Raw genomic sequence first — 11,158 nt, forward strand, 5'->3', positions numbered from 1 at the left:
CCCGCGGCAGTCCCCCACTACTCGAAAACCTTACGCGGCCCCACTGACAACGCCCGAAATCCCAAGTCCCACAAGGGTTAGGTGAGGTACACGCCGCCCGCGACGACCACGACCGCGGCCACCGCGAACACCAGCACGGCCAGCATTAGCTTTCCCGCACTCGGCGCAGGCTCATACCGCGGCGGCCCGCAAGGCTCCGAAGCATCCCGCCGCGGCCCCGTCACTGCGTCGCCGTCACCACGGCCGCCTGAGGCCGTATCGGCAACCGGTTCACGGGCCGCCCGGTGGCCGCCCGCACGGCGGACGCGACCGCGGCCGGGGCCGTGACCACCGGCACCGCGCTGACCGCCTTCGCCCCGAACGGCGCGACCACGTCACGCTCCTCGACGAGCTTGACGATGTGGATCTCGGGAGCGTCCAGAGCGGTCGGCAGCGAGTAGCCGGTGAGGTCGGGATGGCGCACCAACCCGCGCGCGGTACGCAGGTTCTCGCTGAGCGCGACGCCGATGCCCTGCGTGACACCGGCCTCGATACGGGCGGTGAGCTGCGCGGGGTTCAGCACGCGCCCCACGTCCTGGGCGAGCGCCAGTTCCACGACCCGCACGGAACCCAGCTCGATGTCGACGTCCACGACCGCGCGGATCGCGCAGAAGGCGAGCCCCACGAAGGCGTCGCCCTGCCCCGCGCCGTCCAGCGGCTCGGTGGGATGCGGGCGGCACTGCGCGGTGGCCCACAGCTCCTTGCCGTCCATCGCCTCCATGACGGTGGTCGACAGCACGCCGTCGTACGAGGTGATCTTGCCGTCGGTGATCTGGAGCAGCTCGGTGGACATCCCGAACTTGTGGGCGAGGGGCTGCAGCAGCTGCGTACGGACCATCTTGGCGGCCCGTTCGACCGCGCCGCCGGACACCCAGGTGTGACGGCCGCGGCAGCCGGGTCCCGCCGGGGGCTGATCGGTGTCCACGGAGGCGACGTGCACCTCTTCGAGGCCGAGGGTCTCCTGGACGATCTGCCGGGCCAGCGTGGTGAAGCCCTGGCCGGTCTCCACGGCCGCGCAGAGCACCGTGGCGATGCCGTCGTGGACCTTCACGGTGGCCGTCGACACCTCGTCCGCGCCCTCGGCGCCGAGCATGTGGACCATGCCGAGCGCGTAGCCGACGCCACGCCGTACGGCACCGGGTTCGCCGGCGCCCTCGGGGCCGCCTGGCAGCAGCCACTCGTCCTCGGGGGTGTCCATGGGGAGGGCGGGCAGCGGGAAGTCCTGCACGGCCTGCAGCAGTTCGGCCACCGGAGCGGGGCACGTCACCGTCTGGCCGGTCGGCAGCACGTCACCGGTGGCCATGGCGTTGCGCAGGCGCAGCTCGGCCGGGTCGGCGCCCAGCTTCTTCGCCAGCTTGTCCATCTGGGCCTCGTAGGCGGCGCACACCTGCATGGCGCCCTCGCCGCGTACGTGCCCGGAGGGCGGGTTGTTGGTGCGGACGGCCCAGCCCTCGATGAAGGCGTTCGGGACGACGTACGGGCCGCAGGCGAAGGAGACGGCCGCGGCGAGGGCCTCGGACGACGTGTCCGCGTACGCGCCCGCGTCGAGCAGGATCTGCGCCTCGACCTTGACCAGCTTGCCGTCGGTGTCCGCGTGGTGCCGGTAGCGCAGCAGCGTCGGATGCCGGTGGGCGTGGCCCAGGAAGGACTCTTCGCGCGTCGCGGTGAGTTTGACCGGACAGCCGGTCTTCAGGGCGAGCAGTCCGAGGGACAGTTGGAAGCTCTGGTCCTCGCGGTCGGCGGTGGCGCCGGGCACTCCGGTGACGACGACCTTGACCCGCTCCGGCTCCAGGCCATAGCAGGCGGCGGCCGTGTCGCGGTCGGCGTGCGGATCGGTGGACGCCAGGTAGAGCTCGACCCCGCCGTCGGGGCGGGGCACGGCGAGGCCGGCCTCCGCGCCGATCGGGGCCGGGTCCTGGCGGCCGATGCGGTACAGGCCCTCGACGACGATGTCGCCGGCGGCGTCCGGGTCGCCGTGGCGCAGCGGGATGTGGCGGATCAGGTTGCCGTCGGGGTGCAGGGGTTCGGCCTCGAAGGCCTGCTCCGGGTCGGTCACCGGGTCGAGTACTTCGTACTCGACGATGACGGCGGCCGCGGCCATCCGCGCGGTGTCCGGGTGGTCGGCGGCGACGGCCGCGAGGGGCTCCCCGTGGTGGCGTACGACCTCGGAGGCGAACACCGGCCGGTCGGCCCTGCCGCGGCCGTGCAGCGCGGCGCCGGGCACGTCCTCGTGGGTGATGACGGCCCGGACGCCGGGCATCTCACGCGCGTGGGTGGTGTCGATGGACAGGATGCGCGCGTGCGGGTGCGGTGACCTGAGGACGGCCGCCCACAGGAGTCCTTCGGCCCACAGGTCCGCCGCGTACGGGAAGGTGCCCTCCGTCTTGGCGCGGGCCTCCGCGGACGGCAGGGACACACCCAGCCCGTGCGGCGGCTCGGGGACGGCGGCGGCCTCCGCTGTGGTCGCGGTGGCGGTCTCGTTGCTCACGCCTGGCCTCCGTCCTGGCCGTACGGCTGCTCATGCGGCTGTGCGGGCTCGAACGCGGATGGGTTGACGCCGCCCGCGCCGGGGCCCGCCTGGTGCGGGATACGGGGCTCTTCGGCGTCCGTGGCGGACTCCGCGGCCGCGTGGGCCTCGCGCTCGGAGACGACCTCGCGCACGGCGTCCAGGACGCCCCGGTAGCCGGAGCAGCGGCACAGGTTGCCGCACAGGGCCTGGCGGGTCTCCAGCTCGGTCGGCGCCGGGTTGCCCTCCAGGAGGTCGTGCACGGTCATCGCCATGCCCGGGACGCAGAAACCGCACTGCACGGCGCCGCACTTGGCGAACGCCCGCTGGACGTCCGAGGGCTGGCCGTCGGTGGCGAGTCCCTCGACGGTGCGCACCTCGCTCCCGGCGGCGGTCACGGCGGGCACCAGGCAGGACGCCACGAGCCGTCCGTCCACCTGGACGTTGCAGGCCCCGCACTCGCCCTGCGAGCAGCCGTCCTTGGCGCCCGCGAGACCGAGCCGCTCGCGCAGTACGTAGAGCAGGGATTCGCCGATCCAGGCGTCGGTCACGGGCCGGTCGGCGCCGTTCACGCGCAGGACGTACGAGGCCAGGGGGTGGTCGTTGTGCGGGGGTGTGGCCGGGGAGTCGTCGGGCGCGGGCTCCTCGGCCATGTCGTCGTGAGCCTCGGCGGGCTCCTCCGGAGAGGCCGCTTCGGGCCCGCCGCCGGGTCCGTCCGCGGGCTCCGGCTCGTACCCGTGCTCCGGACCGCCGTGACCGGCCGGCGCCCCCACTCGTTCGCCGCGTTCGTCGCGCGGTTCCTCGCGCTCTACGGATTCGCGCTCTACGGAGACGGCGATTTCGTCGGCGTGCTCTCCGGAGACGTCGATGATCTCGGCGGCCTGCTCGGCGTGGGACGCGGCTTCGTCGGCGGGGGACGGCTGGTCCGCGGCCTGCTCGTGCGCCCACGGCTCCGAGGCCCAGGGCGCGGCCGCGCCGCCCGGCAGCGTGGCGGGGGGAGTCCCGCCGCCCCACTGCTCGACCAGCGCCGACGTGGTGAACTCGCCGGACTCGTCGGGCAGCTCGCCGTCGGCGACGGGAATGGACCACTGTCCGGTCACGTCGTGCCCGGTCGCGTCGTGTCCGGGTGCGCCCTGGCCGCCCCGGGAGGGCTCTTCGAAGGTCCACTGGCCGGTGGCGCCGGGGTTGTACCCGAAGGCGTCCTGAGCGGGCTGCCGGTGCTCTTCGGGCAGCGAGTTCGGGTCGGGCCACTGCACCGCCTGCGGCGGACCTCCGTCGGCGATCCCGGGCGGCACGGTCCACGAGCCGGTGGCCGGGTCGGTCCCCGGGTCCGTGGCGGGCGTGACCGCTATCGACGGCGGCACGTAGCCGTGTCCGGGCGCGGCGAGCGGGGAGTCGGCGAGGAGGGCGTCGATGCCCCCTTCGGGCAGCTTGACGAAGGCGGTGGCGCCGTCGTCGTAGTCGCCCTGGGGCAGCGGGTCCCACCGGCTGCCCGCCCGGGGGGCGCCCTCTCCGTGCTGGTCGTCGGTCACTTCAGTGCCCTCCCCAGTGCTCGTCGGGCCAGCGCGGCGACGGTGCGCCGCAGGTGCAGTACGGCGGGCGGCAACTGCTGTACGGAGCCGTCCTCGGCGGGGGTCGGATCGGGGATGCAGGCCGCGGCGACGTAGTCCCCGAAGCCGGTGAGCGCCTCGGGGACGATCGCGCGGTTGTTGTCCCAGTCGATCAGTGAGGAGACCCACTGCTCGGCGTCCAGGGGCCGCAGCGGCATGGGCGCTATGGCACCCACTGCACATCGCACGCCGCGCCTGGCGGGGTCGAGGACGAGCGACACGGACGCGATGGCGCGCCCCGGGCCGGTCCGTCCGGTGGCCTTCAGGAAGACCTGCGGGGCGTGCAGCAGCGGCACGCGCACGTACCCGATGAGTTCGCCGCCGCGCAGCATCTCCATGCCGGCCAGGAGGTGCGAGACGGGAATCTCACGGCGGGCGCCGCCCGGGCCCGCGATGATGAGCGTCGCCTCCAGGGCCGCGAGCACCGGGAGCGCGTCCCCGGTGGGGGCGGCCGAGGCGATGTTGCCGCCCAGGGTGCCCGCGTTGCGGATCTGTGGTGGGCCCGCGGCTCTCGCGGCGGCCGCGAGGGCGGGGATGAGGGCCGCGAAGTCGGGCCGTCCCATACGGGCATGGGTGAGGCCCGCGCCGAGCAGCGCGTGGCCGTCCTGGTACTGCCAGCCGCGGATCTCGCTGATCCGGCCGAGGCCGACGAGCGCGGCGGGCCGCAGCTGCCCGGAGTTGACAGCGGCCATGAGGTCGGTGCCGCCGGCCACGGGAACGGCCGCCGGCATGGCGCCGAGCGCCGCCACGGCCTCGTCCAGCGAGGCGGGCAGCGTGACGGCCTGCGCCGCCTGCGGTGTGTGCGTGGTCAAACCGGCTACCCCTTCCCGCTGCCCCACCTGGTCCCACCTGTGTTGCCGTACGGTACGTGCTGACAGGGCGGACGTGGCAACTCTGGCACATCTTCCCCGCCCCCCGACGCGGGGGTCCGCTAGGAGGCATTCATACCTGCCACCAGCAGATGGTCCGTTTTCGCACCACATCGCCCGTCAGCACGAATTGACAGTCTTCGATGCCTCTTGGGCGCCTTCTTCCTTCGGGGCCCACCGTCCCAGGGCAACCGCTTCACGGGACACCCCCTGAGAGTCACCTCACACGTTTGGGGGCGCCCCCTCGATCGGGCGTCCGAGCACTCCGGGCCGCCGCTGCCACGGCAACGGGCCGGTGGGCGGCCGGTAGGCGACTCCCAGGGCGTCAAGTCGCCCGTAGTGGGCGGTCATCCGGCGCTCGAAGTCGGCGAAATCCCGTTCCGCGGGGCCGGGCAGGGAGCTCCAGGCCACCTCGGCGAAGGCCGCGAGCCGGGGGAACGCCTGGTAGTCCACGCGCGCGTGGTCCTCCATCACCTCGGTCCACAGGTTGGCCTGGGTGCCCAGGACGTGCCGCGCCTGACCGGGAGTCAACTCCGGTGGTACGGGCTCGAAGCGGTAGACGTCCTCCAGGGTGCGCACGTAGCCGATGGGCACCGGCTCGTCCGGGCCGCCGTGCTGGCGGTGGTCCAAGTACACCTGCTGTTCGGGGCACATGACGACGTCGTGGCCCGCCCGTGCGGCCGTGATGCCGCCCTGGTAGCCGCGCCACGAGGACACGGCGGCGCCCGGCGCGAGGCCACCCTCCAGGATCTCGTCCCAGCCGATGAGCCGGCGCCCGCGCGCGGTCAGCCAGTCGTCGAAGTGCCGGATGAACCACGACTGCAGTTCGTCCTCGTCCGCGAGCCCCAGTTCCGCGATCCGCGCCTGCGCGGTGGGCGACGCCTTCCACTGGTCCTTGGCGCACTCGTCGCCGCCGACGTGAATGAACTCGGAGGGGAACAGGTCGAGCAGTTCCTCGAAGACCCCCTCGTAGAAGCGCAGGGTGTTGTCAGTGGGGGCGAGTACGTTTTTGGAGATGCCCCAGGTGTCCCAGACGGAGAGGGAGGGAGCGCCTTCCATGGATGCGGTGATGACGTCGGTGTTGCCGAGTTCCGGATACGCGGCGATGGCGGCCTGCGAGTGGCCCGGGATGTCGATTTCGGGGACGACGTCGATATGCCGCTCGGCGGCGTACGCGACGATCTCGCGGATGTCGTCCTGGGTGTAGAAGCCCCCGTGCGGCTTGTCCTCCCAGAGGGGCGAGGCGCGATGACCGAATTTCGTGCGTGACCGCCACGATCCGGTCTCGGTCAGCTTCGGGTAGCGCTTGATCTCGATACGCCAACCCTGGTCATCGGTGAGGTGGAAGTGGAAGACGTTCAGCTTGTGCGCGGCCATCAGGTCGAGATAGCGCAGGACGCCGTCCTTGGGCATGAAGTGCCGTGAGACGTCGAGCATGAGACCGCGCCAGCGGAAGCGCGGTGCGTCCTCGATGATCTGGTGCGGGATTTCGTACGTGGTCCCGGGCCGGACGGGAGCACGCCGGAAAGCCTCGGGGCCGACGAGTTGACGCAGTGTCTGGGCGCCCCAGAACACCCCGGCCGGACCGCCGCCGCTGATCTCGATGCCCCGCCCGGCGACGACACCGAGCCGGTACGCCTCAGGTTCCAGGGTGTCGTCGAGACGCAGCCGGACGGATCGGGGGCCGTCCTCCTCTCCGGGCGGCAGCGAAATCCCCAGTGCCGCACCGAGGGTGGAACGCAGCCAGCGTTCGGCCGTCTCCGTACCGGGTGCGGCCCACAGGGAGGTGCCCGCGTCCAGCGGGACACCGCCGCGACGCCCAGGCCCCGCGACGGCGACGGGCGCCGGAATCACCTCGGTCCGCACCCCGTCCGTCGGCACTCCGTCCCCCGGCACCCCATCGGTCGGCACTCCATCGGTCGAGATCACATCGCTCATGTCAGTCCTTCACCTCAGTCCTTCACCGCGCCGCCCAGTCCGGAGACCAGCCGTCGCTGTACGAGTACGAAGAAGATCAGCACCGGGATCGTCATGACCGTGGACGCGGCCATCAGACCGCCCCAGTCCGGATCGTCGGGCTTGTAGAAAACGAGGAGGGCCATCGGCAGCGTGGACTGCGAGGTGTCGCTGATGATGAAGGACTTGGCGAACAGGAAGTCGTTCCAGGCGGAGATGAACGAGAACACGCTGGTGGCGACGAGCCCCGGAAAGACCAGCGGGAAAAGGATCTGCCACAGGAACCGCGACCGGCTCGCCCCGTCGATGTACGCGGCCTCCTCCAGCGCCTCCGGGACGGCCTTCACAAAGCCCCGCAGCATCCAGATCGCGAAGGGCAGCGAGAAGGCGATGTGCGGCAGGATCAGCGCGCCCAGCGTGTTGAGCTGCCCGAGGTCCCGCATCTGGAAGAAGAGGGGGATCGTCAGGGCCTCGATGGGCACCATCTGAGCGACCAGGAACATGATCAACAGGGTGGTACGGAAACGGAAGCGGAATCGCGTCACGGCGGTCGCCGCGAGAAACGCGATGACCGCCGAGACGACGACCACCGTGAGCGCCACGACAAGACTGTTGAGGAAGTAACGGCCGAATTCCTGCTGCCCGAAGACCCGCCGGAAGGAATCCAGCGAGGGGTCCAGCGTCCACGGCCTGGGCTCCGTCGACTCGATCTCCCCGGCGGGCTTGAAGGCGCTCAACACCATCCAGTAGAGGGGGAATGCGACGACGGCCGCGATGAGCAGCGCCGAGACCTCCGCGGCCAGCCGCCAGGGCCGCTGTACGGAACGGCGTACGAAATCCCGTACAAACCCCGTCGGCTTCACCGGACTTACCGGACTCGCCGTACTCACTGAGCTCGCTGAACTCGTTGTACTCACCGGACTCGCGGAACTCATGGAACTCACAGCTCCTCCCCCTGCCTCCGCAGCAGACGCAGATATACGAGCGTGACCGCCAGCAGAATCACCAGCATCACCACTCCGATCGCCGAGCCGAGGCTGTACTGCGAGGAGGCGAAGGCCTTCTGGTACGCGTACACGTTCAGCACGAGGTTCTGTCCGGCGATGCCGCCGCCGTTGGTCATGACGTAGATCTGGGTGAAGACCTTGAAGTCCCAGATGACCGACTGGATGGTGACGACCACGAGGATCGGCCGGAGCATCGGCGCGAGCACCGAGCGCCAGATCCGCCACTGCGAGGCGCCGTCCAGGGCCGCGGCCTCCAGCACCTCGCCGGGGACGGCGCGGATGCCGGCGTACACCGTCACCATCACGAACGGGAAGGAGCACCAGACCACTTCGAGCAGCACTAGGGCGAACGCGCTGTAACGGTCGTACGTCCACGAGTGGTCGCCGAGTCCGAGGACCCGGTTGACCGGCCCGAAGTCGGGGTCGAACAGGAACAGCCACGCCGTCGACCCGGTGATCGCGGGTGTCGCCCACGCGCCGAGTGCCGCCAGCATCAGGGCGAGCCGGGGGACGGCGCGGACACGTGTCAGGAGCACCGCGAGCGCGCAGCCGACCGCGAGCGTCGACACGACGCACGCCGCCGCGAACACCAGGGTGGCGAGCAGCACCTGCCAGAACTGCTCGTCCCGGAAGAGGGTCTCGTAGTTCGCGAACCCCTGGAAGGTCGTCGGCTGCCCGCCACTGACCTGGGCCTGCGTGTACTCCAGGAACGAGATCAGCCCGAGCTGATAGACGGGGTAGACGAGCAGCCCGCCGAGGACCACGAGGGCGGGCGCGAGATAGAGCCAGGGCGTCCAGCCACCGCGCGCGAGCGGCGACTTACGCCCCGCCGCCCTTCCTCCGCCCCGTCTCCGGAGCACCGGGCGGCCGGCACGGGGCCGGGCGCCCTTCACCGGCTCAGGACCCGCGGTCGGGCCGTCCGCGACCGCCGCCGCTCCCCCGGAGGGGGCCGCATCGGGACCACCTGCCCGCCCGACACCGCCACCCGACACCGCCGAGCGGACCCCCGCGGGGCCGGACGCGGTCGCCCACTCGGCTCCGCCACACCCGCCGGACCCAGTCCCCCGCCCAGGGACATCACGCATACCGGATACAACCTCCTCGACCGACGCACCCTCACCGCCGGGCAACGCCGACACCGTCACCGCGCCGCCGGGCGGCGCCGACCCCGTCACCTCACCACCGGGCAACGCCGACGCCGTCCCCTCACCACCGGGTGACGCCGACGCCATCTCCTCACTGCCGGGCAGCACCGACACCGTCCCCTCACCACCGGGCGGCGCCGACGTCGCCCCCTCACTACCGGGCGGTGCTGGCGTCGCCCCCTCACTGGCGAGCGGCACCGACACCGTCTCCTCGCCGGCTGGCGGCGCCAACCCGCCGGAAGCGCCCGGTGCGGCCGACGGGACCGGTGCGGCCTCGCCGGAAGCACCTGGTGCGGCCGGTGCCGGTGCGGCCTCGTCGCGCCCGGTGGCCGACGCCGGCTCCCCGGTGCGGCCCCGGGCGGCGCCGCGGCCGGGCGGCGGGGTGCCGCCCGGAGCCGCGCCGTTCGTCACCCGGCTCACCCCGCGGAGCTGAACGCGGCGTTCATCTTCTTCGCCGCGTCCTTCGATGCCGCCGCCACGTCCTTACGTCCGCTGACGATCTCCTGGAACATCGTCGGCAGGACCAGGGAGGCGTCGATCTGCGACCACGCGGGCGACGCGGGGACGAACTTGGTGCCCGCGCCGAGGGTCTTCACGAACGGCGCCACGTACGGCTCCCGCTTCGCGGCCTCCTGGCGCACGTCCGAGTAGGTCGGCAGGAAGCCCATCGCGTCGAAGAGTTCACCCTGCGTCTTCTTCGACGCGAGCTCCTTCATCAGGTCGACCGCGAGCGTGCGGTGCGTGGTGCTGTTCAGTACGCCGATGTTGTTGCCGCCCGCGAAGGCGGGAGCGATCTCGCCCGACTTCAGCCCCGGCAGCGGTACGACGGCGTAGTCGCCCTTGACCTTCCCCGCCTCGACCGCCGCGTGGTTGAAGTCACCGCCGATCGCCATGCCCGCCTTGCCCGACGCGAAGGCGGTGATCGTGTCGTTGCCGCCCATGCCCGCGCACTTGGCGGCAGGGCAGTTGTCGTCACCGAAGAGCGAGGTGTACGCCTTGATGCCCTTCTGGGCGGCCGCGCTGTCGATCGTCGAGGCGTACGATCCGCCCTTGCCCTGGGCGATCTCACCGCCGTTGGACCAGACGAACGGCATCGCGCCGTACGTGAACGCGCCGCCGACCGCGAGCCCGTACAGCTCCGGCTTCGCCTGCCGGATCGCCTTGGCGGTCGTGATCAACTCTTCCTGAGTCTTGGGGACTTCAAGGCCCAGCTCTTTGAAGACGTCAGTGCGGTAGTAGAGGGCGCGGACACCCACGAAGTACGGAGCGCCGTAGATCTTGCCGTCGACCGTGACGGACTGCTTGGCGGTCGGGTCGGTGTCCTTGGCCTCGTTCCAGTCCGTGAACTCCTTGGTGATGTCCGCGAGTCCGCCGTCCTTGACGTAACCGGCCGTGTCGGTGTTCCCGAACTCGATGAGGTCGGGCGCGCTCTTGGGATCGTTGAAGGCGGCCTTGATCTTCTCGGCACGGGTCTCGACGGGTATGTACTGGACGTCGATCTTGGTGTCCTTGTGGGCCTTCTCGAAGGCGTCGACGACACCGTCGACCACCTTCTCCTTGGGCGAGTTGCCGACCTCCTGGAAGAGCCACACCCGCAGGGTGCCGCTCTTCTCGTCCGCGCCACCGGAGTTGTCGGAGGACTCGGGGGCGCAGCCGGTCGCCGTGAGCCCGGCGACGACAAGTGCGGCGATCGGGGCGGCCATTCGGGCAGAGAGCTTCATGAAGCGTCCTCCGGGGAGCGTTGCAGCATATGCAATGGTGGTTTTACGCTGCACAACGCTCGGAGACTATGGAGTACATGAACATGCCCACAAGAGGTCTCAACCACTCTGTGACCGGCAGAAGCACCCTGCGCAACGGCACACGCGCGCAAAACACCCGTATCCGGGTACGACAGAGCCGCCGCGCCCCCCCCCCCCCCCCCCCCCCCCCCCCCCCCCCCCCCACCCCCCCCCCCCCCCCCCCCCCCCCCCCCCACCACACCACCACCCACACGCACCCCCGGGGTAGCGGCCAGGGCCCCAGA

7 protein-coding genes are annotated in these 11,158 nt (G+C 71.5%); all 7 read right to left on the minus strand.

What is annotated here, in order from left to right; translation table 11 throughout:
* Positions 1-220: 220 nt before the first annotated feature.
* The 7 genes from AB0I18_RS23685 to AB0I18_RS23715 all read right to left on the minus strand — a co-directional run bounded on the left by AB0I18_RS23685 (position 221) and on the right by AB0I18_RS23715 (position 10,853).
* Positions 221-2,527: a molybdopterin cofactor-binding domain-containing protein gene (locus tag AB0I18_RS23685; RefSeq protein ID WP_363107543.1), complete on the minus strand. Its 2,307-nt coding sequence runs from the start codon at positions 2,525-2,527 to the stop codon at positions 221-223.
* The gene (locus tag AB0I18_RS23690; protein ID WP_363107544.1) at positions 2,524-4,077 is read right to left on the minus strand and encodes a 2Fe-2S iron-sulfur cluster-binding protein; all 1,554 of its coding nucleotides are present in this window, start codon (positions 4,075-4,077) and stop codon (positions 2,524-2,526) included. The genes AB0I18_RS23685 and AB0I18_RS23690 overlap by 4 nt, the downstream gene beginning before the upstream one ends.
* On the minus strand, positions 4,074-4,967 hold the full coding sequence (locus AB0I18_RS23695) for an FAD binding domain-containing protein (protein WP_363107545.1): 894 nt from the start codon (positions 4,965-4,967) through the stop codon (positions 4,074-4,076). Before AB0I18_RS23695 ends, AB0I18_RS23690 begins: the two co-directional genes overlap by 4 nt.
* A gap of 279 nt (positions 4,968-5,246) precedes the next feature.
* Positions 5,247-6,962, minus strand: a complete 1,716-nt coding sequence (locus AB0I18_RS23700) for a beta-N-acetylhexosaminidase (protein WP_363107546.1) — start codon at positions 6,960-6,962, stop codon at positions 5,247-5,249.
* Between the two features lie 14 nt (positions 6,963-6,976).
* Positions 6,977-7,843, minus strand: coding sequence for a carbohydrate ABC transporter permease (locus AB0I18_RS23705; protein WP_363107547.1), 867 nt, complete (start codon positions 7,841-7,843; stop codon positions 6,977-6,979).
* 77 nt (positions 7,844-7,920) lie between these two features.
* Positions 7,921-8,847, minus strand: coding sequence for a sugar ABC transporter permease (locus tag AB0I18_RS23710; RefSeq protein WP_363107554.1), 927 nt, complete (start codon positions 8,845-8,847; stop codon positions 7,921-7,923).
* 701 nt (positions 8,848-9,548) lie between these two features.
* Positions 9,549-10,853 carry an extracellular solute-binding protein gene (locus AB0I18_RS23715; protein ID WP_363107548.1) on the minus strand — a complete coding sequence of 435 codons (1,305 nt, stop codon included), beginning with the start codon at positions 10,851-10,853 and terminating at the stop codon, positions 9,549-9,551.
* Between the last annotated feature and the right edge of the window lie 305 nt (positions 10,854-11,158).

The sequence above is a fragment of the Streptomyces sp. NPDC050704 genome, from assembly GCF_040654355.1.
Lineage (GTDB): Bacteria > Actinomycetota > Actinomycetes > Streptomycetales > Streptomycetaceae > Streptomyces.